At 62.0% G+C, this 23858-nt stretch carries 20 protein-coding genes and 1 tRNA gene; 13 read left to right on the top strand and 8 right to left on the bottom strand.

What is annotated here, in order from left to right:
- Positions 1 to 84: 84 nt before the first annotated feature.
- From HWE01_RS14645 to HWE01_RS14635, 3 genes are all read right to left on the bottom strand, one after another.
- Complete coding sequence (locus HWE01_RS14645) at positions 85 to 507, bottom strand: gamma-butyrobetaine hydroxylase family protein (protein ID WP_008332017.1); 423 nt, start codon at positions 505 to 507, stop codon at positions 85 to 87.
- Between the two features lie 81 nt (positions 508 to 588).
- Positions 589 to 1035 carry an HIT family protein gene (locus tag HWE01_RS14640; protein WP_241822189.1) on the bottom strand — a complete coding sequence of 149 codons (447 nt, stop codon included), beginning with the start codon at positions 1033 to 1035 and terminating at the stop codon, positions 589 to 591.
- A 15-nt stretch (positions 1036 to 1050) separates the two neighbouring features.
- On the bottom strand, positions 1051 to 5052 hold the full coding sequence (locus HWE01_RS14635) for a DUF3683 domain-containing protein (RefSeq protein WP_241822188.1): 4002 nt from the start codon (positions 5050 to 5052) through the stop codon (positions 1051 to 1053).
- A 345-nt stretch (positions 5053 to 5397) separates the two neighbouring features.
- Between HWE01_RS14635 and HWE01_RS14630 the strand changes: the two genes are divergently transcribed.
- Positions 5398 to 5535 (top strand): hypothetical protein, encoded by a 138-nt coding sequence (locus HWE01_RS14630; protein ID WP_241822187.1) that lies wholly within the window; start codon positions 5398 to 5400, stop codon positions 5533 to 5535.
- A 69-nt stretch (positions 5536 to 5604) separates the two neighbouring features.
- Here the strand turns inward: HWE01_RS14630 and HWE01_RS14625 are convergent, their stop codons facing one another.
- Entirely contained in the window at positions 5605 to 6096 is a 492-nt protein-coding gene (locus HWE01_RS14625) for a YqaA family protein (protein ID WP_008332025.1), read from the bottom strand.
- A gap of 345 nt (positions 6097 to 6441) precedes the next feature.
- On the opposite strand from HWE01_RS14625, the gene ilvA reads away from it, so the two are divergent.
- From ilvA to rapZ, 6 genes are all read left to right on the top strand, one after another.
- Positions 6442 to 7977, top strand: coding sequence for a threonine ammonia-lyase, biosynthetic (gene ilvA, locus HWE01_RS14620; RefSeq protein WP_008332027.1), 1536 nt, complete (start codon positions 6442 to 6444; stop codon positions 7975 to 7977).
- An 84-nt stretch (positions 7978 to 8061) separates the two neighbouring features.
- Positions 8062 to 8937, top strand: coding sequence for an NADPH-dependent 7-cyano-7-deazaguanine reductase QueF (gene queF / locus HWE01_RS14615; RefSeq protein ID WP_241822186.1), 876 nt, complete (start codon positions 8062 to 8064; stop codon positions 8935 to 8937).
- 290 nt (positions 8938 to 9227) lie between these two features.
- Entirely contained in the window at positions 9228 to 9842 is a 615-nt protein-coding gene (locus HWE01_RS14610) for a hypothetical protein (protein WP_175344376.1), read from the top strand.
- A 256-nt stretch (positions 9843 to 10098) separates the two neighbouring features.
- The gene (locus HWE01_RS14605; protein WP_008332033.1) at positions 10099 to 10572 is read left to right on the top strand and encodes a PTS sugar transporter subunit IIA; all 474 of its coding nucleotides are present in this window, start codon (positions 10099 to 10101) and stop codon (positions 10570 to 10572) included.
- 72 nt (positions 10573 to 10644) lie between these two features.
- Positions 10645 to 11583, top strand: a complete 939-nt coding sequence (gene hprK / locus HWE01_RS14600) for an HPr(Ser) kinase/phosphatase (RefSeq protein ID WP_008332035.1) — start codon at positions 10645 to 10647, stop codon at positions 11581 to 11583.
- A 119-nt stretch (positions 11584 to 11702) separates the two neighbouring features.
- The gene (gene rapZ, locus HWE01_RS14595; RefSeq protein WP_034351259.1) at positions 11703 to 12566 is read left to right on the top strand and encodes an RNase adapter RapZ; all 864 of its coding nucleotides are present in this window, start codon (positions 11703 to 11705) and stop codon (positions 12564 to 12566) included.
- A 78-nt stretch (positions 12567 to 12644) separates the two neighbouring features.
- On the opposite strand, the gene mutY is transcribed toward rapZ, so the two are convergent.
- Positions 12645 to 13787 carry an A/G-specific adenine glycosylase gene (gene mutY / locus HWE01_RS14590; RefSeq protein ID WP_241822185.1) on the bottom strand — a complete coding sequence of 381 codons (1143 nt, stop codon included), beginning with the start codon at positions 13785 to 13787 and terminating at the stop codon, positions 12645 to 12647.
- Entirely contained in the window at positions 13784 to 14605 is an 822-nt protein-coding gene (gene mutM, locus HWE01_RS14585; protein WP_241822184.1) for a bifunctional DNA-formamidopyrimidine glycosylase/DNA-(apurinic or apyrimidinic site) lyase, read from the bottom strand. Before mutM ends, mutY begins: the two co-directional genes overlap by 4 nt.
- Before the next feature lie 228 nt (positions 14606 to 14833).
- Here mutM and HWE01_RS14580 point away from each other — a divergent pair, with 228 nt between their 5' ends.
- From HWE01_RS14580 to HWE01_RS14555, 6 genes are all read left to right on the top strand, one after another.
- Positions 14834 to 16636 (top strand): tetratricopeptide repeat protein, encoded by a 1803-nt coding sequence (locus HWE01_RS14580; protein WP_241822183.1) that lies wholly within the window; start codon positions 14834 to 14836, stop codon positions 16634 to 16636.
- A complete protein-coding gene (lolB, locus tag HWE01_RS14575; protein WP_241822182.1) occupies positions 16633 to 17256 on the top strand; it encodes a lipoprotein insertase outer membrane protein LolB in 624 nt (207 codons plus the stop codon). The genes HWE01_RS14580 and lolB overlap by 4 nt, the downstream gene beginning before the upstream one ends.
- Before the next feature lie 60 nt (positions 17257 to 17316).
- The gene (ispE, locus tag HWE01_RS14570) at positions 17317 to 18186 is read left to right on the top strand and encodes a 4-(cytidine 5'-diphospho)-2-C-methyl-D-erythritol kinase (protein WP_008332042.1); all 870 of its coding nucleotides are present in this window, start codon (positions 17317 to 17319) and stop codon (positions 18184 to 18186) included.
- 84 nt (positions 18187 to 18270) lie between these two features.
- Positions 18271 to 18347, top strand: a tRNA-Gln gene (locus HWE01_RS14565).
- A gap of 128 nt (positions 18348 to 18475) precedes the next feature.
- A complete protein-coding gene (locus HWE01_RS14560; protein WP_008332043.1) occupies positions 18476 to 19426 on the top strand; it encodes a ribose-phosphate pyrophosphokinase in 951 nt (316 codons plus the stop codon).
- A gap of 137 nt (positions 19427 to 19563) precedes the next feature.
- Positions 19564 to 20172, top strand: coding sequence for a 50S ribosomal protein L25/general stress protein Ctc (locus tag HWE01_RS14555; RefSeq protein ID WP_008332044.1), 609 nt, complete (start codon positions 19564 to 19566; stop codon positions 20170 to 20172).
- A gap of 169 nt (positions 20173 to 20341) precedes the next feature.
- Here the strand turns inward: HWE01_RS14555 and HWE01_RS14550 are convergent, their stop codons facing one another.
- Together HWE01_RS14550 and HWE01_RS14545 are read right to left on the bottom strand one after the other, a co-directional pair.
- Positions 20342 to 21802, bottom strand: a complete 1461-nt coding sequence (locus tag HWE01_RS14550; protein WP_008332045.1) for an SPFH domain-containing protein — start codon at positions 21800 to 21802, stop codon at positions 20342 to 20344.
- A gap of 223 nt (positions 21803 to 22025) precedes the next feature.
- Positions 22026 to 23822: a M61 family metallopeptidase gene (locus HWE01_RS14545; protein WP_241822181.1), complete on the bottom strand. Its 1797-nt coding sequence runs from the start codon at positions 23820 to 23822 to the stop codon at positions 22026 to 22028.
- Between the last annotated feature and the right edge of the window lie 36 nt (positions 23823 to 23858).

Genomic DNA, 23858 nt, shown 5'->3' with positions numbered 1-23858 from the left:
GTAACAATGAAGACGACATTATAAGAGACGGGCCCGCGCAGAGCTTGCCCTGGATCAGCAGGAGGCGCTACGGATCAGCGCAGTTCAGTGCGCATGGCCACAAGCATGGCCACCGCTGGCCTCGGGCTGATGATCGCGCCCGCTGTCGCGCGTGAAGCCGGCCGCTTCCAGCTTTTGCAGATAGGCTTCCCACATCGCGGCCTGGTCACGGCCGAGCTGGTAGAGGTAATCCCAGGTGAAGATGCCGCTGGCATGGCCGTCCGAGAACAGCGGTTTGACGCCGTAGTTGCCGACCGGTTCGATGCCGTGGATCTCGACATCGCGCTTGCCGGTCTGCAGCACTTCCTGACCCGGCCCGTGGCCGCGCACTTCGGCCGAAGGCGAATAGACGCGCATCAGTTCGAAGGGCAAGGAAAACATCACACCATCATCGAACTCGACTTCGACCACGCGCGAGCGCTTGCGCACCTTGAAGGACACCGGAACCGGAGAAGACGGGGCGCTCATGGGCTCTCCCTTGAAATTCGTAAGAAGAAATGCAAACCCGGCCGGAGCTGTCCAGGCCGGGCTTGCGCAGTAGCTTGCAGATCAGGCCGTCAGACCTGCTGCATCGAGCTGCTGGCGCACCGCTTCGCGCAATTGCGGCAGCAGCGCGCGACGCGCGTCGAGGCTGGCAGCATCGGCCGCACGGCGTGGCTCGGCCCAGACCGGGCTGGGGAAATGACGATCATCGGTAAAGCGCGGAATCACGTGCCAGTGCACGTGCGGCGTCATGTTGCCCAGCGTGGCCAGGTTGACCTTCTCGGGCTGCATCACTTCGCGCTGTGCGGCCTCGACCGCCCACACCGCATTGGCCATGCGGGTGCGCTGCGCCGGGGCGAGGTCGGTCATTTCCTTGACGTGCGCATTGCAGATCACACGGCAGAAGCCCGGGTAATCCGGCTCATCGACCAGCACCACCCGGAACTCGGGATGGCGCCACAGCACTTCGCCGCCGTCACCGGCACACAATTCGCAGGCAGGAATCTGGCTCATCGTCAGCGCCTCCGCTTACACCAGGATGCGTTCGATGCCGCCATTGTTGGCGCGCTCGACGTATTCCGGCATCCAGTTCTCGCCCAGCAGATGACGCGCCATCTCGACCACGATGTAGTCGGCTGTGGTGCCGGCATCCTCGTTGTAGCGCGACAGACCCTGGAAGCAGGACGGGCAGGAGGTCAAAATCTTGACGTCGCCGGTGAAGCCATCGGCGCGGACCTTGTCGCTGCCCTTCTTCATTTCCTCTTCCTTGCGGAAGCGGACCTGGGTCGAAACATCCGGACGCGAGACACCGAAGGTGCCCGACTCGCCGCAGCAGCGATCGTTCTTCTCGATCTTCTGCGCGTCCACCGTGGTGATGAGCGAGTTGACGGTCTTCAGCGGATCCTGCTGTTTCATCGGGCTGTGGCAGGGGTCGTGGTACATGTAGCGGGTACCGGTCACACCTTCGAGCTTGACGCCCTTCTCCAGCAGATATTCGTGGATGTCGATGATGCGGCAGCCGGGGAAGATCTTTTCGAATTCATAGCCCTGCAACTGGTCGTAGCAGGTGCCGCAGGAGACCACGACGGTCTTGATGTCGAGGTAGTTCAGCGTATTGGCCATGCGATGGAACAGCACACGGTTGTCGGTGATGATCTTCTCGCCCTTTTCGAAGTCGCCAGTACCACGCTGCGGATAGCCGCAGCACAGGTAGCCCGGCGGCAGCACCGTCTGCACGCCCACGTTCCACAACATCGCTTGCGTGGCCAGACCGACCTGCGAGAACAAACGCTCCGAACCGCAACCCGGGAAGTAGAACACCGCTTCCGTATCGGCCGTGGTGGTCTTGGGATTGCGGATGATGGGGACGATCTTGTCATCCTCGATATCCAGCAAGGCGCGCGCGGTCTTCTTGGGCAGGTTGCCCGGCATCTTCTTGTTGATGAAGTGGATCACCTGTTCCTTCACCGGCGGCTTGCCGACGGTGGCGGGCGGTTTCTGGGTCTGCTTTTTCGCAAACTTCTTCATCAGGTCGTTGCCCAGGCGCTGCGCCTTGAAGCCCCACTGCGTCATCACCTTGCGGGTGGCGTTGATGGTGGCCGGGTCGGTGGCGTTCAAGAAGAACATGGCCGCATTGGTGCCGGCATTGAAGGACTTCTTGCCCATCTTGCGCAAGAGGTTGCGCATGTTCATCGAGACATCGCCGAAGTCGATATCGACCGGGCAAGGCGTGACGCACTTGTGGCACACCGTGCAGTGGTCGGCCACGTCCTCGAATTCTTCCCAATGCCTGATGGAGACACCACGGCGGGTCTGCTCTTCATAAAGGAAGGCTTCCACCAGCAGCGAAGTCGCCAGGATCTTGTTGCGCGGCGAGTACAGCAGGTTGGCACGCGGCACGTGGGTCGAACAGACCGGCTTGCACTTGCCGCAGCGCAGGCAGTCCTTGACGCTGCTGGCAATCGCGCCAATGTCGCTCTGCTGCATGATCAGCGACTCGTGGCCCATCAGGCCGAACGACGGCGTATAGGCGTTGGACAGGTCGGCTTCCATGCCGGGCAGGTTCAGGAGCTTGCCCTTGTTGAAGCGGCCTTCGGGGTCCACGCGCTTCTTGTATTCGCGGAATTCGCCGATCTCGTCTTCGGTCAGGAATTCCAGCTTGGTGATGCCGATGCCGTGCTCGCCCGAGATCACGCCATTGAGCGAACGGGCCAGCTTCATGATGCGCGCCACGGCGACGTGGGCATCCTGCAGCATTTCGTAGTGGTCGGAATTGACCGGGATGTTGGTGTGCACGTTGCCATCCCCCGCGTGCATGTGCAGCGCCACGAAGACGCGGCCGCGCAGCACGCGCTTGTGGATGGCCTGGCATTCTTCCAGGATCAGCTTGAAGGCCGCGCCCGAGAAGATCTGGCGCAGTTGCGCACGCACTTCCTGCTTCCAGGAAATGCGCACGGTGCGATCCTGCACCACGTGGAAGACAGCGGCTTCGGGCTGGTCGATGAGGCGCTGCTCGAACACCGGCAGCATCTTTTCCAGGCCCAGCGCGGCCAGTTCGCCCTTGGCGTCGCCCAGCGGCTTGTCCAGGTTGGCCAGCAGGTAGGACCAGCGTGCGTGGGTCTGTTCCAGCAGGCTTTCGGCCTGGTGGACGCGGTCTTCCAGCATTTCGGCGGCGGGGATGTCGTCACCCTCGGCGTCATCGCTCTTGCCCAGCGGCAGGTTGCCCTTGACGAAGAAGCTGTCCAGTTCGGCCAGCAGTTGCAGCTTGTTCTTGATCGACAGTTCGATGTTGATGCGCTCGATGCCGTCGGTGTATTCGCCCATGCGGTTCAGCGGAATCACCACGTCTTCGTTGATCTTGAAGGCGTTGGTGTGCTTGGCGATGGCGGCGGTACGCGAGCGGTCCAGCCAGAATTTCTTGCGCGCTTCCGGGCTCACGGCCACGAAGCCTTCGCCCACGCGGTTGTTGGCCATGCGGATCACTTCCGAGGCGGCGGCCGCGACGGCGTTTTCGTCGTCACCTACGATGTCGCCGATGAGCACCATCTTGGGCAGCACGCCGCGCTTGGACTTGGTGGCATAGCCGACCGCGCGCAGGTAGCGCTCGTCCAGATGTTCCAGGCCGGCCAGGATGGCGCCGCCCTTTTTGGTTTCGGCGTCCAGGTAATCCTTGATCTCGACGATCGAGGGAATCGCATCGCGCGCCTGGCCAAAGAATTCCAGGCAGACCGTGCGGGTCTGCTTGGGCATCTTGTGCAGGATCCAGCGGGCCGAGGTGATCAGGCCATCGCAGCCTTCCTTCTGCACGCCCGGCAGGCCCGAGAGGAACTTGTCGGTGACGTCCTTGCCCAGGCCTTCCTTGCGGAATTTCTTGCCGGAGATTTCCAGAATTTCGGTCTTGAAGACTTCGGTCTTCTGGCCCTTTTCGCCGGGATGCGACCACTCCAGCTTGAAGCGCGCCACTTCCACGTCGTGGATCTTGCCCAGGTTGTGGTCCAGGCGGGTCACTTCCAGCCAGTCGCCTTGCGGATCGACCATGCGCCAGCTGGCCAGGTTGTCCAGGGCGGTGCCCCACAGCACGGCCTTCTTGCCGCCGGCGTTCATGGCGACGTTGCCGCCGATGCACGAGGCTTCAGCAGACGTCGGGTCCACGGCGAACACGAAACCGGCCTTTTCAGCCGCATCCGAGACGCGCTTGGTGACCACGCCCGCGCCCGAATAGATCGTGGCGTAGGGCTTGTCCACGCCGGGCAGCATGGTCATTTCGACCGCGCCCAGCTGTTCCAGCTTTTCGGTATTGATGACAGCCGACAGGGGCGTGAGCGGAATGGCGCCGCCGGTATAACCGGTGCCGCCGCCGCGCGGGATGATGGTCAGGCCCAGTTCGATACAGGCCTTGACCAGGCCGGCCATCTCGTCTTCGCTGTCCGGGGTCAGCACCACGAAGGGGTACTCGACGCGCCAGTCGGTGGCGTCGGTCACGTGCGAGACGCGCGAGAGGCCGTCGAACTTGATGTTGTCGCGGGCGGTATAGCGGCCCAGCACCTTGGTGGCGCGGCGGCGCAAATCGTAGGTCTGGCGGAATTCTTCGGCGAAGTCGCCAATGGCCTTCTTGGCCGCCTTGAGCAAGGCTTCCACGCTGGCGCTGCGGCGCTGGGCCTCGGCGTCGCCGGATTCGGCCAGATCGGTGGCCAGGCGGCGCTTGTCGACTTCGTTGATGCGATGGTTCAGCGCCTCGATCAGGGCGGCGCGGCGCTTGGGGTTGTCCAGCAGGTCGTCCTGCAGGTAGGGATTGCGGCGGACCACCCAGATATCGCCCAATACTTCATACAGCATGCGCGCCGAACGGCCGGTCTGGCGCTTGCCGCGCAGCTCGTCCAGCAGGGACCAGGAGGCTTCGCCCAACAACCGGATCACGATCTCGCGATCGGAGAAGGAAGTGTAGTTGTAAGGGATTTCGCGCAAGCGCGGGGTCGCGGCGCCATGCGGCGCGTCTGTAAGCAAAGCCTGGATCTGTGCGGGGGCGTTCATCGATGTATGAGGTAAATCTGCTGCCGGAGGTGCATTTTAGCCTATTGGCAAAACTCGCGATGCCCGGCCCCGGGTTTCGGCCAGGTCTGCAAAGCCCCGGGCGGCGATAGGCTCCCCCAATTGAATTTATAAATACAATCAATTTCTATAATTTGATTGTAAAAATCTATAATTCATCTCATCCACACAGCCATCAGGGACATGCCCTGACCCCATCCCCTCAAGGAGGACCCCATGTTGCAGACCCTGATGACCGAATTCCTGGAAAACCTGGCCCTCACCCTGGCCGACTATGCCCAATGCAAGGCCTGACCCGGGCCTGGACGACTTAGCAAGGAGATCACCATGCACACTGCCATTCTCAACGAAGATACCGGCCTGGCCGTGAAGCTCAAGACCCGCCACCTGGCCGTGCTGGGCGTGACGGCGACCTTCCTGGCCATTCGCCTGGTCGAGAGCCTGGTCCCGACTTTGGCAGGATGATTCACCTGCCTGTCTGAAAACCGGCCGGGGCGCCCTTGCGGCACCTTTTCCTTCATCTTTCTCGAAAATCTACGCCAACCAGGCCCCCAGCTTGTGCCAGAACCCGTCCGGCACGTTCAGCAGCAGCCAGGTCATGAGCACATAGCGGATGAACTTGCCGATGGCCATATAGAACACCGAAGGCCAGAATGGCAGGCGCAGCCAGCCGGCCAGGGTGCAGATGGGGTCGCCGATGCCGGGCAGCCAGGCCAGCAGCATGGTCTTGGCGCCGAAGCGTTCCAGCCAGTGGAACCAGCGCGAGGCGCGCTCCTTGGCGAAAGCCTGCTTGGCCCCATACCCCATCCAGTAATCGACGATGCCGCCCAGGGTATTGCCGAAGGTTGCCACCAGAATCACCGGCCAGAACATCTCCGGACTGGCCTTGATGACGGCAAAGACCGCCGGTTCCGAACCCAGTGGCAGCAAGGTGGCCGAAATGAAGCTGATCAGGAATACCGAGGTCAGGCCCACAGTGGGAATGGCGAGGATGTTGAGCAGCCAGAGAACGGCGGATTCGATCATGCAGATGGCAGGTAGGTGGAGAACTGGCCGCAGCCAGGGAGGAAACTTGCCATCCGTCAAGCCCGGTTGAATGGCGCAGGGTGCATTCTAGCTGGTGCCGCAGTGCTTGATTTCAAGAATGGGAGAAACATTCATATCTCTCCTCGAATATCCCCTTGACCTTGCGCGCTTGGCCTTGCCTGGCCCGGCTCCCTTATAATGCCCAGTTCCCCTGGCCCGGACCGGCGACCAGCCAGCCTGGCCCACGGGGAACCCCAAGCGGCTTACCCAGCCTTTATTTCCTTTACCTGATTGCGATATGACCGCGCCTGAACCCGCTGCTGCTCGCCTGACTTCACTTCACTGATGACCAACATGAGTAACGATTATCTGAAAAAGATCCTGACCGCCCGCGTCTACGACGTCGCCCAAGAAACCCCGCTGGAACTGGCGAATACGCTGTCGCAAAGGATTGATAATCGAATTTACTTCAAGCGTGAAGACATGCAGAGCGTGTTCAGCTTCAAGCTGCGCGGCGCCTACAACAAGATGGCCCACCTGAGTCCGCCGCAACTGAAGCGCGGCGTCATCTGCGCCTCGGCCGGCAACCACGCCCAGGGTGTGGCCCTTTCCGCAGCGCGCCTGGGTTGCCGGGCGGTGATCGTCATGCCCACCACCACCCCGCAGGTGAAGATCGATGCCGTCAAGGCGCGCGGCGGCGAAGTGGTGCTCTTCGGTGATTCCTTCACGGATGCCTACGAACACGCGCTGACGCTGGAAAAGAAACAGAAACTGACCTTCGTGCACCCCTTCGACGATCCCTACGTGATCGCCGGTCAGGGCACGGTGGGCATGGAAATCCTGCGCCAGCACCCGGAACCGATCCACGCCATCTTCGTGGCCATCGGCGGGGGCGGTCTGATCGCGGGCGTGGCCTCCTACGTCAAGGCGGTGCGCCCGGACATCAAGATCATCGGCGTGCAGACCACCGACTCCGACGCCATGGCCCGCAGCCTCAAGGCCGGCCGCCGGGTGGCGCTGCCGGACGTGGGCCTGTTCTCGGACGGCACGGCCGTCAAGCTGGTGGGTGAAGAAACCTTCCGCATCGCCAGGGAGCTGGTGGACGAGATCATCATCGTCGACACCGATGCCGTCTGCACCGCCATCAAGGACATCTTCCAGGATACCCGCAGCATCGTCGAACCCGCCGGTGCACTGGCCGTGGCCGGTGCCAAGGCGTACGTGGAGCGCGCAAAGGCCAGCAAGAAGCCGATCAAGGGCGAATCCTTGATCACCATCGCCTGCGGCGCCAACATGAACTTCGACCGCCTGCGCTTCGTGGCCGAAATGGCCGACAACGGCGAGGCCCGTGAAGCCGTCTTCGCCGTCACCATTCCGGAAGAACGCGGCAGCTTCCGCCGCTTCTGCGAAACCGTGGGACCGCGCAACGTCACCGAGTTCAACTACCGCATCAGCGATGCCAGGGCAGCGCACGTCTTCGTCGGTATCCAGGTCTCGGCAGCGGACGAGGCCGGCAAGATCGCGCGCAATTTCGAGAAGGCCGGTTTTGGCGTGCTCGATCTGACCCATGATGAGCTGGCCAAGGTCCACATCCGTCACCTGGTCGGTGGCAAGAGTGAACTGGCGGGCGATGAGTTGCTTTATCGCTTCGAATTCCCGGAGCGTCCGGGCGCGCTGATGAAGTTCCTCTCCAGCATGAACCCCGGCTGGAACATCAGCCTGTTCCACTACCGCAACCAGGGCGGCGATGTCGGCCGCATCCTGATCGGCCTGCAAGTGCCCAAGAAGGAAATGAAGGAATTCCGCGCCTTCCTGGCCCAGTTGGGCTATCGCCACTGGGACGAAACCAAGAACCCGCTGTACAAGCTCTTCCTCGGCTGATCAACGCCGACGCCGCGCGCCCTGTCAACGGCGCGCGGCGGCAACATCACAGAACGTCACCCGCAGCACCGCAGGAGTATTCACATGGACCATACCACCCCGTCCGCATCCATCGTCGGCCATACGCCGGAAAGCTCGCCCCTGGGCAAGAGCTCGGCATATCCGACCCATTACGACCCCAGCCTGCTGTTCCCGATTGCGCGCGCGCCCAAGCGCGCCGAATTGCAGATCAGCGGTACCCTGCCCTTCTTCGGTGCCGACTTCTGGACCGCCTATGAAATCTCCTGGCTGAACCTGCGCGGCAAACCCCAGATTGCCATCGCCACTTTCATGGTGCCGGCCGATTCGCCCAACATCATCGAATCGAAGTCCTTCAAGCTCTATCTGAATTCATTCAATCAGGAACGTCTGGAAAGTGCCCAGCAGCTGGTTGAAAAGCTGCGCACCGATCTCTCGGCCGCCGCGGGTGCCAGCGTGCAGGTGACGCTGACGGAATCGTCGCAGTTCGGCCAGTTGCAGTTCGGCGAACTCTCGGGCCTGCTGCTGGACCGCCTCGATGTGGAAATCGAACCGACCACTACGGGCGCCCATCCCGATGGCAGCCTGCTGCGCGCCAATACGGAGGAAGCCACGGTGGAAGAGACCCTGGTGTCGCACCTGCTCAAGTCCAACTGTCCGGTGACCAGCCAGCCCGACTGGGGCAGCGTGCAGATCCAGTATGTGGGCGCACCCATCGACCAGGAGCGGCTGCTGAAATACATCATCGGCTTCCGTGAACACAATGAATTCCACGAGCAATGCGTGGAACGCATCTTCACCGACATCCTGCGCTACTGCAAACCGCAGAAGCTGGCCGTCTATGCCCGCTACACCCGGCGCGGCGGACTGGACATCAACCCCTGGCGCAGCAATTTCTCCAGCGCCAAGCAGCCTTCGCAATTGCGCAACGCGCGCCAGTAAGGCCCCTGCTCGCAGCGGCCCGCACGCCGCACAGCGTCAGCAAATTGTTACCAGATCCTACCGGAGGCCAGATCGTCGTCTTTCGGCGATAGCGATGGCTCTTGTGATTTGGTAACATTTTGCTTTTCAGCAAGACGCATTTTGCGGGATATTTTTGCCATCCTGTCTGTCCATCCTTTGCGGATGAGCTGGTGAGCGACTCGCCTTTCCGGTCGCCCAGACTCGTCTTCATCCGTTCCTGCGTCATTTCCCGGTCGCCGCGTTTTTTTGCATTTCCGTTCATCACAATCATGAAAATCACCCCCCAGCCCCGGCGCCAGGCCGCCTCCTTCACTTTTGGCGCGATGCTGCGTCAAGCGACGCTCCTGTGTGCCGCCACCCTGGCCGTGGCGCCTGCCGCCCACGCCGAAGGCAACCAGGACAGCCTCTGGCAACAAACCAAGGACCACGCCGCCAACATCTGGGACCAGGGCGATGGCGCCATCTACCTGTCCGGCGTGGCCCATCATGGCCGCAGCACCTATACCCGCGAGAAGCTCAATGAGCTCAACGAGCACGCCTGGGGCCTGGGCTATGGCAAGACCCTGCGCAACGAGCAGGGCAATGATGAATCCCTGTACGGCTTCGTCCTCAAGGATTCGCACCGTCATCCGCAATACATGGCCGGCTACGCCTATGAATGGGTGTTTCCGATCGCCAAGACCGGGCTGGAACTGGGCCTGGGCGGTACCGCCATGCTGATGAGCCGCCAGGATTACTTCCACAGCGTGCCCTTCCCGGTGCCGCTGCCGCTGGCTTCCATCGGCACCCGCAAGGGCAAGATCATGTTCGCCTACGTGCCGCGCCTGTCGGCCAACAAGAACAACGGCGATGTGCTGCTGATCTTCGGCCGCATCGAAATGTAAAGCCAGCATGTGCCACCTGCGCGCCGGACCGCCTCATCGCAGCCCCGGCGCGCACTTTGTCACCAAGCATCACGGCATCCTGTCCATTGAGGCAGGTGTTGCCAACAATCATCGACCTTCAGTCAACAACTCGCGGCAATTCACGGTTCTCTGCCCGAAATCCCCTCCTGTTCAGCGCTTTCAAAGCCTTACGCCATCGGCAAAGAAGCCTATAATCCTGCTCAAAGCTTCAGTCCGTAGCAATTCCTTGAGCGTCATGACTAATCTCGCAAAAATCCTGTCTCCAGAAAACGTGGTTCTGGATCTGGAAGTCTCCAGCAAAAAAAGAGCTTTCGAACAAGCCGGCCTGACCTTCGAAAACAACAGCGGCATCGCCCGCTCCACCGTTTCCGAAAACCTGTTCGCACGAGAGCGTCTCGGTTCGACCGGACTGGGTCATGGCGTGGCCGTGCCGCACGGTCGCATCAAGGGCCTGAAGGCACCGCTGGCGTTGTTCATGCGCCTGGCCGCGCCGATTCCCTTCGAGTCGCCCGATGGCCAACCGGTCAAGCTGCTGGTGTTCCTGCTCATTCCTGACAATGTGACGCAACAACATCTGGAAATCCTCTCGGAAATCGCTGAGATGTTTTCCGATGATGCCTTCCGCAACGAACTGACCATCGAGTCCGATCCCGCCGTGGTGCATGCCCGCATCGTGACCTGGCAGACTTCGATGGAAAAAGCCGGCTGAGGTCGACGCAGCCCCGCTGCATCCCCCCGGCGGCCTTGCCGCATCCCACCCTGTCTGCAGATCCGGATCTCCATGCCCAACTATTCCGCGTTGTCGATTCAGCAGTTGTACGAAGAAAACCGAGAGTCCCTGCAACTGGGCTGGTTTGCTGGTTTCCCCGGCGGCGAACGGCTGATCTCGGGCGATGCCGTCTCGGCCTCGGACCAGGTCGGCCACCTGAACCTGATCCACCCGGGTCGCCTGCAAGTCTTCGGCCATCAGGAAATCGAGTACTACAACCGTCTGTCCAACACCTCGCGCGCCTACCAGACGGCCGAGCTGGTGGCCGGTGAACCGCCTGCCTTCATCATCGCGCAGGGCCTGTCGACCCCGCCCGATATCCTGGCGGTATGCGACGAAAAGAGCATCCCGCTGTTTTCCACGCCGCTGCCCGCGGCACAGGTGATCGACTACCTGCGCGTGTATCTGTCCAAGAAACTGGCGCAGCAGATCACCATGCACGGCGTGTTCATGGATGTGCTCGGTGTGGGCGTGCTCATCACCGGGGAATCCGGCCTGGGCAAGAGCGAACTGGGGCTGGAACTGATTTCACGCAGCCATGGCCTGGTGGCCGATGATGCGGTGGAGTTCGCCCGCATCGCCCCCAACATGATCGAGGGTCGTTGTCCGCCGCTGCTGGCCAATCTGCTTGAAGTGCGCGGTCTGGGCCTCCTGGACATCAAGGCCATCTTTGGCGAGACCGCCGTGCGTCGCAAGATGCGCCTGAAGTTGATCGTGCACCTGGTCCGCCGCAGCACGCTGGAAGAAAACTACGAACGCCTGCCGCTGGATGCGCAATACGAAGAAGTGCTGGGCCTGCCCATCCGCAAGGTGGTCATTCCGGTTGCGGCCGGCCGCAACATCGCGGTGCTGCTGGAAGCTGCCGTGCGCAATACCATCCTGCAACTGCGCGGCATCGATACCTTGAAGGAATTCATCGAACGCCAGCGCCGCGCCATGAACGGCGAATAAGCCGCCCCCCGGAAATGCCCGCCCGACGGGCATTTCCCGCCAACCGAGAAAAATTGTCCGGCGCGTTTGTCATCTTCCTGTCGCCACGCATGCACGGACGATGCGTTATGATGGGCGCCATGCGAATCGTTCTTATCACCGGCATTTCCGGCTCCGGCAAATCGGTAGCACTGCACGTGCTGGAAGACGCCGGCTATTTCTGCGTCGACAACCTGCCGCCCTCGCTGCTGTGCGACCTGGTGCGCACCCGCATCCGGGAAGGCGCCAGCATGCTGGCCGTGGCCACCGATGCGCGCAGTGCCGACTCCCTGGCCACCCTGCGCACTGACATCGAGCAGTTGCGCGCCGATGGTCACGATGTCAAGGTGGTCTTCCTGACCGCCTCCGACGAAACCCTCATCACCCGCTTCTCCGAGACCCGCCGCAGCCATCCGCTGTCGCATCGCCTGCTGCCGGGCCGCAATCCGGCCGATCGCCTGACTCTGACCGAGTGCATTGCGGTGGAAAAGGAAATGCTGGGCGACCTGCAAAACATCGGCCTGGTAATGGATACCTCGCAGCTCAGTTCCAACAAGCTGCGCCGCTGGATCAAGGAACTGGTGGATCTGGAACGCTCGCCGCTGACGCTGTTGATCGAATCCTTCGCCTTCAAGCATGGCCTGCCGCTGGATGCCGACCTGGTCTTCGACGTGCGCATGCTGCCCAACCCGCACTACGACGCCGAGCTGCGCCCGCTGACCGGGCGCGATGCACCGGTGATCGACTTCCTGGCCGCCGACCCGGAGGTGGCCGACATGTTCAACGACATCCGCGGCTTCGTCGAAAAGTGGCTGCCCTCCTTCAAGAATGACAACCGCAGCTATCTCACGGTCGCCATCGGCTGTACCGGTGGCCAGCATCGCTCGGTCTATCTGGCCGAACAACTGGCCAGTCACTTCCGCGCCACTGAACAGGTGGTGTGCAGGCATCGGCAACTGAACTGACAGGCGCGCGCTGCTGAACTGTCAGCAGCTCGACACTGAAGTGTCAGGTAGCGGGAGCACGACTGTCAGGTGAACTGTTCAGGTAGTGGCCAGGAGATCATCCGACCGCAAGACCCCCAGCAAGAGTTTCTTGACCGGCGCCGGCAAGGGCGCACCGGCCAGCTTGCGCGCCGGGTACCACACCAGGCCGCGCTCGGCGATGCCATGGCTACGGTGCTTCAGCGCCACCTGGAAGGGTGCGACATGCAGCTTGAAGTGCGTGAAGACGTGCGAGAACGGTTGCAGCTTGCGGCAGCCGTCCAGTTCACCATAGGGCGCCACCAGCGTGCGCACGGCGGTGTCGAAGTGTTCGGCATTGCCCACGCCGATTTCCGGCAGGGACAGCAGACCGCCCCAGATACCGCTGTCGGGGCGCTGCTCCAGCAACACGTCTTCTCCCTGGGTGATGACCAGCATCACCGTTTCCTTTTCCGGCACGGCCTTCTTCGGTTTGCTCACCGGCAGTTCGCTCACGCGGTCCTCGGCCAGCGCCACGCAGCGTGTGGCCAGCGGGCAGCGCGGGCAGGCCGGCTTGCCGCGCACGCACAGGGTCGCGCCCAGGTCCATCAGACCCTGGGTATAGGACTCGATATGCTCATCGGGCAGCAGTGCCACGGCACGCAGCCAGAGCTGGTCTTCGATGGGCTTGGCACCGGGATAGCCATCGATGCCGAACACCCGCGCAAAGACGCGCTTGACGTTGCCATCGAGGATGGCCGCGCGCCGACCATAGGAAAAGGCAGCGATGGCCGCCGCCGTCGAGCGACCGATGCCGGGCAGGTCGGCCAGCAGGTCGGGATCGTCGGGAAAGCGTCCACCGTATTCGGCCACCACGCGCTGCGCACACTTGTGCAAGTTGCGCGCGCGGGTGTAGTAGCCCAGGCCGCTCCAGAGCGCCATCACGTCTTCGGACGGTGCGGCAGCCAGTGTGAAGACATCCGGGCAGCGTTCCAGGAACCGCTGGTAATAGGCAATGACGGCAGCCACCTGGGTCTGCTGCAACATGATCTCGGAGAGCCACACGCGATAGGCATCGCGCGTGTTCTGCCAGGGCAGCTTGTGACGGCCATGCTGCTTCTGCCAGGCGATGACTGCCGCCGAAAAGGAGGGGTCTTCATATTCTGCGGCGGCGGATTGGCCGGCAGCCGCCTGCTTGCCGCGCGGTTGGACGAGTCCCTTCATTTCTGGCAACTCACGCAATAAAAGGTGGAGCGCTGGCCCTGCTTGATCTGGCGGATCGGCGCAGCGCAGATGCGGCAGGGTTCGCCGGTACGGTTGTAGACGAAATAATTCTGCTGGAAGTAACCCGACTGCCCGTTGACCGCGATGAAGTCGCGCAGCGTGCTGCCGCCCTGCTCGATGGCCGCCGCCAGCGTCTCGCGGATGGCCTCGGCCAGACGTTCGTAGCGCACCAGGCTGATCTTGCCGGCAGGCGTCTTGGGATGGATGCGCGCCTTGAAGAGACTTTCGGAGGCGTAGATATTGCCCACGCCGACCACGATGTCGCCGGCCAGCAGCACCTGCTTGATGGGGGCGCTGCGTGCGCGCGTCTGATTGAACAGTGCGCGGGCGCTGAACTGCTCTTCCAGCGGCTCCACACCCAGGCCGCGCAGCAGCAGGTGCTCCTCGATGTCGCCATCGGCCAGGTCGTGCCAGAGGATGGCGCCGAAGCGGCGCGGATCGGTCATGCGCATGACCTGGCCGCCGACTTCGAGATCGAAGTGGTCATGCTTTTGCGGTGCGATGCCCGGCGGCAGGATGCGCAGATGGCCGGACATGCCCAGATGCACGATGAGCGTGCCATGGTCGAAATGGATCAGCAGATACTTGCCGCGCCGGCCGGTGCTGCGGATCACGCGCCCGGCCAGGAGCGCATGCAGTCCCGCAGGGAAGGGCCAGCGCAGGCCGGTATGGCGCAGCACGACGCCGCTGACGGTCCGCCCCTCCAGATGGGGGGCGACCCCGCGGCGGGTGACTTCGACTTCTGGTAATTCAGGCATGGGCTTGCGGATCGCGGTGATCCCGAGGACGAGCAGGAAGCTGCATATGATAATGCACTTGTCGAAATCAAGACCTGAAGCCTCCTGTGCAATCTGCGTGCAACCTGTGTGCAGAAGCTTGTCAAAGATGGATGTCAAAGATGGATTACACTGCGCTATCGGCGCGGTCAGCAACGCCACGGTTGTTGCGCGTAAAATCGAACCTCTTCGAATCGTCAGGATGACATCTTGAAAAAAACCATCGCCCTCCTCACCAGTTCCCTGCTGCTGACTGCCTGTTCAAGCTTCCAGCAGCCCGGCGACAAGGAGAACCCCCAGGCGGCCCAGGACCAGAAGACGGCTTCGGCCAAGGCTGCCCATCGCAAGAAGGCGGCCAAGGCCAAGGTCCAGCCGCAGGAAGACGCGCTGCCCGCCGTAGCGCTGAGCGAGGACATTCTCTACAAAGTGCTGACCGCCGAGATCGCCTTCCAGCGCGGTCAGTGGCAATCGGCCTACGTGACCATGCTGGCGGCTGCCCAGCAGACGCGCGACCCGCGCCTGGCCAAGCGCGCCGCCGAAATGGCCGTGGCCGCGCGCCAGCCCAGCGAAGCCCTGGTGGCCGTGCGCCTGTGGACCGAACTGGCCCCGCATTCGGATGAAGCCCTGCAGAATTACCTGGGTCTGATCATGCTCTCGGACAGCATCGACGAGATCGAGCCGCTGCTGAACCAGCGCCTGGCCGACGCCGCCCCGCAGGCGCGCGGCCCGATGCTGCTACAGATCCAGCGCCTGCTGTCCCGCGCCAAGGACAAACAGGCCGGTTACACCATCCTGCAAAATATCAGCAAGCCCTACGGCGATCTGATGGAAACCCACCTGGCCCTGGCCCAGGGCGCCTTCAGCATGGGCGATGGCAGCACCGCCCAGCGCGAAGCCGCTGCCGCCATGAAGATCAAGCCCGATTCGGAACTGGCCGTGCTCACCGCCGCCCAGGTCGCCTCCAACAACAAGGATGCGACCAGGCTGGTGACGGACTTCCTGCGCAAGTATCCCGATGCCCGCGAAGTGCGGGTCGCCTATGCGCGCAGCCTGGTCGAGCAGAAGGACTACAAGAAGGCCCGCAGCCAGTTCGAGACCCTGTTGAAGGAAGACAGCGAAGACGCCACCACCCTGTTCGCCCTGGGTGTGCTCTCGGCCCAGACCGATCAGTTGAAGGATGCCGAATACTATCTGCAGCGCTACCTGCAGGTACTCTCGGCCCAGCCCGAGGAAGACCGCGACCCCAGCCAGGCGCTGCTGCTGCTCTCGCGCATCGCCGAGGAGCGGCGTGACCTGGATTCGGCCCTGCGCTATCTGGACCAGGCCGAGCCGGGAACCGATGGCTATGTCAACATCCAGGTGCGACGCGCCCAGTTGCTGGCCCGCAAGAACGACATCGAAGGCGCCCGCAAGGCGCTGGAAGATGCCCAGGCCGAATCGACCAACGACGGCGAGCAATTGCAGCTGATGCTGGCCGAGTCCAGCCTCTTGCGCGATGCCAACCGCAACCAGGAAGCGGCCGACGTGCTCAAGGCCGGCCTGCAGCGCTTCCCCAACAATACCGACCTGCTCTATGACTATTCCATGGTCCTGGAAAAGCTGGGCCGGTACGACGAGATGGAAAAGCAGCTGCGCCGCGTCATGCAGCTGGCACCGGGCAACCAGCATGCCTACAATGCCCTGGGCTACTCGCTGGCCGATCGCAACATCCGTCTGCCCGAAGCGCTGGAGCTGATCCAGAAGGCCGCCGACCTGGCACCGGACGATGCCTTCATCGCCGACAGCCTGGGCTGGGTGCTGTTCCGCCTGGGCCGCATGCAGGAGGCCGAGACCCAGATGCGCCACGCCTATGCCTTGCGGGCGGATGTGGAGATCGGCGTGCACCTGGGTGAAGTCCTGTGGACCAATGGCAAGCAGGACGAAGCGCGCAAGATTTGGCGCGAAGTCAGCCTCAAGGAACCTGGCAATGAAGTCCTGAAAAGCACGCTGGCGCGTCTGAATGTGAAGTTATGAGCAAAACACGCGCTTTCCAGAGGGGGGCAGCCCTCTGTCTGGTCGCTCTGCTGGGCGGTTGCGCCACGGCATCACGGGATGCGGTCTCCCCTGGCGCGACCGCACCGGCCTACCAGAGCAGCATCGAGATCGATGGCCGTATCTCGGTACAGTACGAACAGGATGAGCGTCCGCAATCCCTGCATGGCAGCTTCTTCTGGAAGCAGACCCCACAGGAGCTGAACCTGGAGATGTTCTCGCCGCTGGGCCAGACGGTGGCCACCATCAACGTCAAGCCCGGCATCGCCACGCTGGTGCAGTCGGGCCGAGCACCGCAGGTGGCCGCCGATGTGGATGCGCTGGCCGCGCAATCGCTGGGCTGGCCGCTGCCGGTCTCCGGCATGCGCCAGTGGCTGCAGGGCAGCGGCATCGATGCCAACGGCAAGCCCTTCGTGGCCAGGGCGGGCGAGAACGACGCCAGCTTCACCACCCGTGATGGCTGGCGCGTCACCTATGCCAATTGGGAAAGCGATGCCGCCAGCGGCCAGACGCGGCCCAAGCGCATCGACCTGACCCGCAATACCACGCAGGCCGGCAAGGTGGCGATCCGCATCGCCATAGACGGCTGGAAGAAACCCTGAGAGCCCCGAGCCCCAGCCCTTCATCCAGCCCGCTCCTCAACTGAAGAATCCGTACCAAGCATGACCACCACCCTCACCGCCTGCCCGGCGCCGGCCAAGCTCAACCTGTTCCTGCACGTGACCGGTCGTCGTGCGGACGGCTATCACCTGCTGCAATCGGCCTTCCAGCTCATCGACCGTTGCGACACGCTCGACTTCAGTCTGCGTGAGGATGGGCAGATCCGCCGTACCAATGAGGTCGCCGGCGTGCCCGAGCAATCCGACCTGGTCATCCGCGCCGCGCACCTGCTGCGCCAGGCCAGCGGCCAGCAGCACCTGGGCGCCGACATCACGGTGCACAAGCTGCTGCCCATGGGCGGCGGTGTCGGTGGCGGTTCTTCCGATGCGGCCACGACGCTGCTGGTCTTGAATCATCTATGGAAATGCGGCTACAATCGCGCCTCGCTGATGGAGATGGGCTTGAAGCTGGGTGCCGATGTTCCCTTCTTCCTGTTCGGTCGCAATGCTTTCGCCGAAGGTGTGGGCGAAGAATTGTCGGCACTGCGTACGGCAGATTGCTGGTATGTGGTGATCGAACCGGGCGTATCTGTTCCAACTTCGATAATTTTTTCTTCAAAGTTGTTGACAAGGGATACGCAACCCGTCAGAATAACGGACTTTCCTGATGCGACGAAACAAGTTGCTTCCAGCTTCGGGAAGAACGATCTGGAAATGGTGGCAAGTGCGCATTTCCCCGAAGTGGCAGCGGCAGTCGAGTGGCTGGGCAAATTCGGGAGTGCAAGGATGACCGGATCTGGCGCCTGTGTGTTTTGTGCATTCGAACACGAACATGAGGCAGACGAAGTGCTCAAGCAGTTGCCTTCGCGCTGGATCGGCTGGAAAGCCAAAGCGATGCAGGAACATCCTCTCGCCCATTTAGTGCAGTCGTGATAAAGAATTGAAATTGAGAATTGGTTTGACGAAGACGCAGCGCCTGATGATGAGCGCGCCGGCACGGCAAACAGCAAGTTGCGTAGGGGAATCGCCAAGCTGGTTAAGGCACCGGATTTTGATTCCGGCATTCCAAGGTTCGAATCCTTGTTCCCCTGCCATTTAATTCGGACAGGCCTTTCATTGAGGCCCGGGTCCAGTCAGAAAAATAAGCCGTCAATGTGAGACCGAACAAGTCAAGCATTGTCGGCTTTTCGACTTTTTAACGATTGCATTCAGGGATACCCACATGGCACTTGAGAACCTGATGGTTTTTACGGGCAACGCCAACCCCGAACTGGCGCGCGGCGTCGCTGAGAAACTCGGTATCCCGCTGGGCAAGGCCAACGTTTCCAAGTTCTCCGACGGCGAAGTCATGGTCGAGATCAATGAAAACGTTCGCGGCAAGGACGTCTTCGTGCTGCAGTCCACCTGCGCACCGACCAATGACAACCTGATGGAAATCATGATCATGGTCGACGCCTTGAAGCGCGCATCGGCCGGTCGCATCACCGCCGCCATCCCCTACTTCGGCTATGCCCGCCAGGACCGCCGCCCGCGTTCGGCACGGGTTGCCATCTCGGCCAAGGTCGTGGCCAACATGCTGCAGGAAGCCGGCGTCGAGCGCGTCCTGATCATGGATCTGCACGCAGACCAGATCCAGGGCTTCTTCGATATCCCGGTGGACAACATCTACGCCTCGCCTATCCTGCTGGGTGACCTGGTCAACAAGAACTACGACGACCTGCTGGTCGTTTCGCCCGACGTCGGCGGCGTGGTGCGCGCCCGTGCGCTGGCCAAGCGCCTGAACTGCGACCTGGCCATCATCGACAAGCGCCGTCCGAAGGCCAACGTCTCCGAAGTGATGAACATCATCGGTGAAGTCGAAGGCCGCAACTGCGTCATCATGGATGACATGGTCGATACCGCCGGCACCCTGACCAAGGCAGCTGAAGTGTTGAAGGAACGTGGCGCCAAGAAGGTCGTGGCTTACTGTACGCACCCCGTGCTGTCGGGTCCGGCCATCGATCGCATCGCCAATTCGCCGCTGGATGAACTGGTCGTTACCGACACCATTCCGCTGTCGCCAGCTGCACGCGGCTGCCCGAAGGTGCGTCAGCTGACCTGCGCCGACCTGCTGGCCGAGACCTTCAAGCGCATCACCAAGGGTGACTCGGTGATGTCGCTGTTTGCTGAATAAGATTTTGCATTCGCCTCGCTGCGTTTTTTCGTAGCGAGGTTTTTTCGTATTCCCTGGTCGCGGGGAATATTTATCTCACGGGGCAACCGTCCATGGAATGATTCCACGACGAGCTCCGCCAACATTGGAGTTATCAAATGAAAGTCATCGCCTTTCCGCGTAATGAACAGGGCACCGGAGCGAGCCGCCGCCTGCGTCGCGCGGGTCAAACCCCGGGTATCGTCTACGGTGGCACCGCTGCACCGACCAACATCGCTGTTGACCACAACGCGCTGTACCACGCCCTGAAGAAGGAAACCTTCCACTCGTCCATCCTGGACCTGGAAATCGACGGCAAGGTCGAGCAAGTGCTGCTGCGTGACTTCCAAGTCCACGCGTTCAAGCAACTGGTCCTGCACGTTGACTTCCAACGCGTGGATGCTTCCCAGAAGCTGCACACCAAGGTGCCCCTGCACTTCGTGAACGCTGAAGTCTCGCCGGCCGTCAAGCTGCACGGCGGCATCATCAGCCACGTGGCTGCTGAACTGGACGTGACCTGCCTGCCGAAGAACCTGCCTGAGTTCATCGAAGTCGACCTGGCCAAGCTGGATGTCGGTCAATCGATCCACCTGGCTGATCTGAAGCTGCCCAACGGCGTGACCGCCGTGACCCAGGAAAACCTGACCATCGCCACCGCCACCGTGCCGGCTGGTCAAGTGGCTGCTGAAGGTGAAGCTGCTGCAGGCGGCGCTGAAGAAGCCAAGTAATTCGCTTTTTCCGCTGCAAGAAAAAACCCGCCAATTTGCGTTGGCGGGTTTTTTCGTTAACGGGCTCTGATGCTAGAACCCATTTCATAAATAGGCGTGAGATGCGTTCTAGATGCGGGGAGATGAGCTGACTCGATATCAAGCTTCTCTTCTCTCCACTTCTTTCCCTTCATTTTTCTGCGGCCTCACCGGCCAATGCTGCCGCCGCAGGATTCCGGGTCGCGGCCCCGACCAGCGCGCCGGTAGTGCCCCCCTTGGCCAGCAGCGGCGCCACGTGATCGAGGAACTGCTTGCCCTCCGGCGTCTGGCTCAGGGCGGCGAGCATACCGGTCAGCTTGGTGCCGCCGGCAGGCGTAAAGAGGTCGCCCAACTTGGCCACGCCCTGCTGCATGTCGCCGGCATTGGCGATCACCTTCAGGTCCGCATGCTGCATGGCGCGTGCCATTTCGATACCGACGTCACGTCCCACTTCGACCTGCTTGATAGTGATCAGGTATTGCTGGTAACCGGCATTGGCACCGATCTCCTTGGCCAGCTGGATCTGCGTGGTCACGGGCGCCATCAGCATGGCCTGCTCGGCGGCGGCGGCGGCCTCACCACGTGCGCGCACACCATCGGCTTCCTTGAGCGCAGCGGCGAGGTCACCCTCGGCCCGGGTGGTGACCGCCTGCTTCTGGGCGTCAGCATTGATGACCTGCACCTGCTTCTGGGCATCCGCATTGACCACCGCCACCTGCTTCTCCTGCTCGGCCCGCACCGCCGCCACATCGCGTGCGATTTCGGCGCCGCGTACTTCCTGCACCTTCTTCACATCCATGTCGCGCTCGGTGGTGGTCTTGGCAGCGGCCTTGATTTCCTGCTGGGCCTGCTCGTTGGCGATACCGACCTGCTTTTCCTTTTCCGCCGTACGCAAGCCAATCTGCTGGGCCGCATCCTGACGCTGCACTTCCACGGTCCGCTTGGCATCAATCTCGGCCAGCTCTGCCTGACGCTGGTTTTCGGCGACCTTGACCCGGCTTTCCATCTCGATGCGCGACTTTTCCTTGGCCATCACGTTGTTGATGACGGTGCTGCCATTGGCGTCGCGCAGGTCCATGAATTCAATGGTCTTCACCGGCAGCACGCCCCATTGCGAGATTTGCTCCTGTACCTCCATCGTGAATTGCGCGCCCAGTTCGGCGCGCGACTGCATGATGTCTTCCAGCGCATTGGTGGCCAGCACGCGACGCACCGCGCCCTGCAGCACAGCCTTGAGATCGGTGTGCAAGGCATCGAAGGTAGCTACGCGTTGCGCCGCCGTCTCGGCATTGTCGACGCGGAAGAAGGCCACGGCATCGATGACGAAGGGCAGACGCTCCTTGTCATAGGCTTCGTAGTTGTTCAGCGCGACCTGGAAAATGCTCTCGGGGAATTCGGTCACCGTGATGCCTAGTTTGGGCACCCAACTAGGCCAAGCGTAGTAGGTATTGCCGGCGGGCTTGCCGCGTCCGTAGGGGGTGCTTGAATGCGAGGTCTGCACGATGTGGACCATGTTGGTCGGCACCACGCGGCGCAGCGTGATGGCGATGATCAGAACCAGCAGCAGAATGGCCGCGACGGCCACGATCAGACTTAACTCCAGGATACTCATACCTCTCCTTGTGGATGAAATGACGGGCCGTCGTGGGTCAGCCCGAAAAACAGAGAAGGCGTGCAGCCTGTGCCTGATTGGCCAGTGGTCTTATGCGCAACGCAAGCTCTGCGGTATTCTCATCTTACAGGAGATTTTCCTCACCGCAACTTTTCAAAACAAGCGGAAATGGCAGGACGCCAAAAGTGCGCCGCCCGATGCGGACCGGCGCAACATCAGCAAATTATTTACTACTGTTGAGCCAGGCCTTGCGCAGACGCAGCACCGCCACCGGCTTGGCCAGCGTCTTGAGGCTGACCTGCGGCGCGCTATCGGACTTGAGCTTGACGCCGAACTCCATGAGTTCATCACGACGGAAGGCGTGGACACGCACGGTGTCGTTCAGGCGATAACGGGCCAGCAAACCGTCCGGTCCCGAGGCCGGTACGCGCAGGCCATCGATGGCCACCAGCCGGTCGCCCGCCGACAGCCCGGCCTGCATCGCCGGCCCGCCTTCATACACGGCGGCCAGCTTGGCATCGCCCCCTTCCTTGCCGATACGCGCACCCAGCCACGGTCTGGCATCGGCCGGCAGGCTGGCTTCATAGGCCACGCCGAAGGCAGGCAGCAGATCCTCCAGCGGCACGTCCTCGGTGCCACGGATGTGACGGTCATGGAAACGCTTGAGGTCAGCGCCGCTCAACTCTTCCATGATGGCCAGGATCTCGTCTTCCGGCACGCCCTGCTGCTTGCCGTCGTAGAAGTCGCGGCCATAGCGTACCCACAGTCCGCGCATCACATCATCGAGCGAGCGGCGGCCACGGGTCTGGGCGCGGATGGTCAGGTCCAGTCCCAGCGCCACCAGCGAACCCTTGGTGTAGTAGCTGACGATGGCATTGCTGGCATTCTCATCCTGGCGGTAATACTTCACCCAGGCATCGAAACTGGACTCGGCCACGCTCTGCTTCTTGCGCCCGGTCCCGCGCAACACGCCGGTGACGGTCTTGCCGAGCAGCTTGAGGTAATTGTCGATATCGATGACACCGGTGCGCACCAGGAACAGATCGTCGTAATAACTGGTGAAACCCTCGAAGAGCCACAGCAGCGAAGTATAGTTTTCCTGGCGCAGGTCGTAGGGAGCGAACACTGCGGGCTTGATGCGCTTGACGTTCCAGGTGTGGAAATACTCATGGCTGCACAGGCCGAGGTAAGTGCGGTAGCCATCGGTCTGCTCCGGCTTGCCCTTGACCGGCAGGTCGGCGCGCGAGCAGATCAGTGCGGTCGATGCACGGTGCTCAAGACCGCCGTAGCCATCGCCCACGGCCAGCGTCATGAAGACGTAGCGATCCATGGGCGCACGCTTGCTGCGCGGCTCGAAGAAGGCGATCTGGGCCTCGCAGATCTTCTTGAGGTCGTCGCACAGGCGAGCCATGTCGAGATTGGGGACGCGGCCCGTGATGACCACATCATGTGGCACGCCATGGGCCTGGAAGGTGGCCAATGCGAAGTCACCGATTTCTACCGGATGATCGATCAGTGCATCGTAGTTCGGTGCGACGTAAGTCCCGAAACCATAGCGCTTGGCCTTGAGTTCCGGCATGGCCGTGGCCACGCGCCAGCGCTTGAAGTCCTCCCCTTCCGGACGGACGATATCGACCACCTGCTCACCATCCTCGAAACCATGCGCGGCCAGGAAGACGCTGGTGCCATTGAAGAAGCCATGCGTACGGTCCAGGTGGGCCGTGCGCACCGACAAGTCCCAGGCATACACCTGATAGTGCAGCGTGAGCGCGCCCTTGCAGGGCGCGGCTTGCCAGGTGTGCTTGTCCAGCTTCTTCACTGCCACCTTGCGGCCATTGGATTGACCACGCAGTTGCACAATGTTCTTGCCGAACTCGCGGATCATGTAGCTGCCCGGAATCCAGGCCGGCAGCGAGAACACCTGCCCGTCGGCGGCCGGCGCATCGACCGTGATGCTGACGTCGTAAAGGTGGGAAGCTGGATCGAGGGACGTGATGCTATAACGGATCGGAGTTGCCATTGCGATGTGCGTAGGAGTGGTGCCGACGTGCGGCGA

Source organism: Herbaspirillum sp. C7C8 (assembly GCF_022627875.1).
Lineage (GTDB): Bacteria > Pseudomonadota > Gammaproteobacteria > Burkholderiales > Burkholderiaceae_D > Herbaspirillum.
The sequence above is the reverse complement of the archived record's forward strand: the minus strand, read 5'-3'. Positions and strand labels throughout refer to the sequence as shown.

Bases quoted from the DNA above. Each gene is read 5' to 3' on its own strand.
- HWE01_RS14645 (WP_008332017.1), bottom strand. From the start codon at position 507: ATGAGCGCCCCGTCTTCTCCGGTTCCGGTGTCCTTCAAGGTGCGCAAG.
- HWE01_RS14640 (WP_241822189.1), bottom strand. From the start codon at position 1,035: ATGAGCCAGATTCCTGCCTGCGAATTGTGTGCCGGTGACGGCGGCGAA.
- HWE01_RS14635 (WP_241822188.1), bottom strand. From the start codon at position 5,052: ATGAACGCCCCCGCACAGATCCAGGCTTTGCTTACAGACGCGCCGCAT.
- HWE01_RS14630 (WP_241822187.1), top strand. From the start codon at position 5,398: ATGCACACTGCCATTCTCAACGAAGATACCGGCCTGGCCGTGAAGCTC.
- HWE01_RS14625 (WP_008332025.1), bottom strand. From the start codon at position 6,096: ATGATCGAATCCGCCGTTCTCTGGCTGCTCAACATCCTCGCCATTCCC.
- ilvA (WP_008332027.1), top strand. From the start codon at position 6,442: ATGACCAACATGAGTAACGATTATCTGAAAAAGATCCTGACCGCCCGC.
- queF (WP_241822186.1), top strand. From the start codon at position 8,062: ATGGACCATACCACCCCGTCCGCATCCATCGTCGGCCATACGCCGGAA.
- HWE01_RS14610 (WP_175344376.1), top strand. From the start codon at position 9,228: ATGAAAATCACCCCCCAGCCCCGGCGCCAGGCCGCCTCCTTCACTTTT.
- HWE01_RS14605 (WP_008332033.1), top strand. From the start codon at position 10,099: ATGACTAATCTCGCAAAAATCCTGTCTCCAGAAAACGTGGTTCTGGAT.
- hprK (WP_008332035.1), top strand. From the start codon at position 10,645: ATGCCCAACTATTCCGCGTTGTCGATTCAGCAGTTGTACGAAGAAAAC.
- rapZ (WP_034351259.1), top strand. From the start codon at position 11,703: ATGCGAATCGTTCTTATCACCGGCATTTCCGGCTCCGGCAAATCGGTA.
- mutY (WP_241822185.1), bottom strand. From the start codon at position 13,787: ATGAAGGGACTCGTCCAACCGCGCGGCAAGCAGGCGGCTGCCGGCCAA.
- mutM (WP_241822184.1), bottom strand. From the start codon at position 14,605: ATGCCTGAATTACCAGAAGTCGAAGTCACCCGCCGCGGGGTCGCCCCC.
- lolB (WP_241822182.1), top strand. From the start codon at position 16,633: ATGAGCAAAACACGCGCTTTCCAGAGGGGGGCAGCCCTCTGTCTGGTC.
- ispE (WP_008332042.1), top strand. From the start codon at position 17,317: ATGACCACCACCCTCACCGCCTGCCCGGCGCCGGCCAAGCTCAACCTG.
- HWE01_RS14560 (WP_008332043.1), top strand. From the start codon at position 18,476: ATGGCACTTGAGAACCTGATGGTTTTTACGGGCAACGCCAACCCCGAA.
- HWE01_RS14555 (WP_008332044.1), top strand. From the start codon at position 19,564: ATGAAAGTCATCGCCTTTCCGCGTAATGAACAGGGCACCGGAGCGAGC.
- HWE01_RS14550 (WP_008332045.1), bottom strand. From the start codon at position 21,802: ATGAGTATCCTGGAGTTAAGTCTGATCGTGGCCGTCGCGGCCATTCTG.
- HWE01_RS14545 (WP_241822181.1), bottom strand. From the start codon at position 23,822: ATGGCAACTCCGATCCGTTATAGCATCACGTCCCTCGATCCAGCTTCC.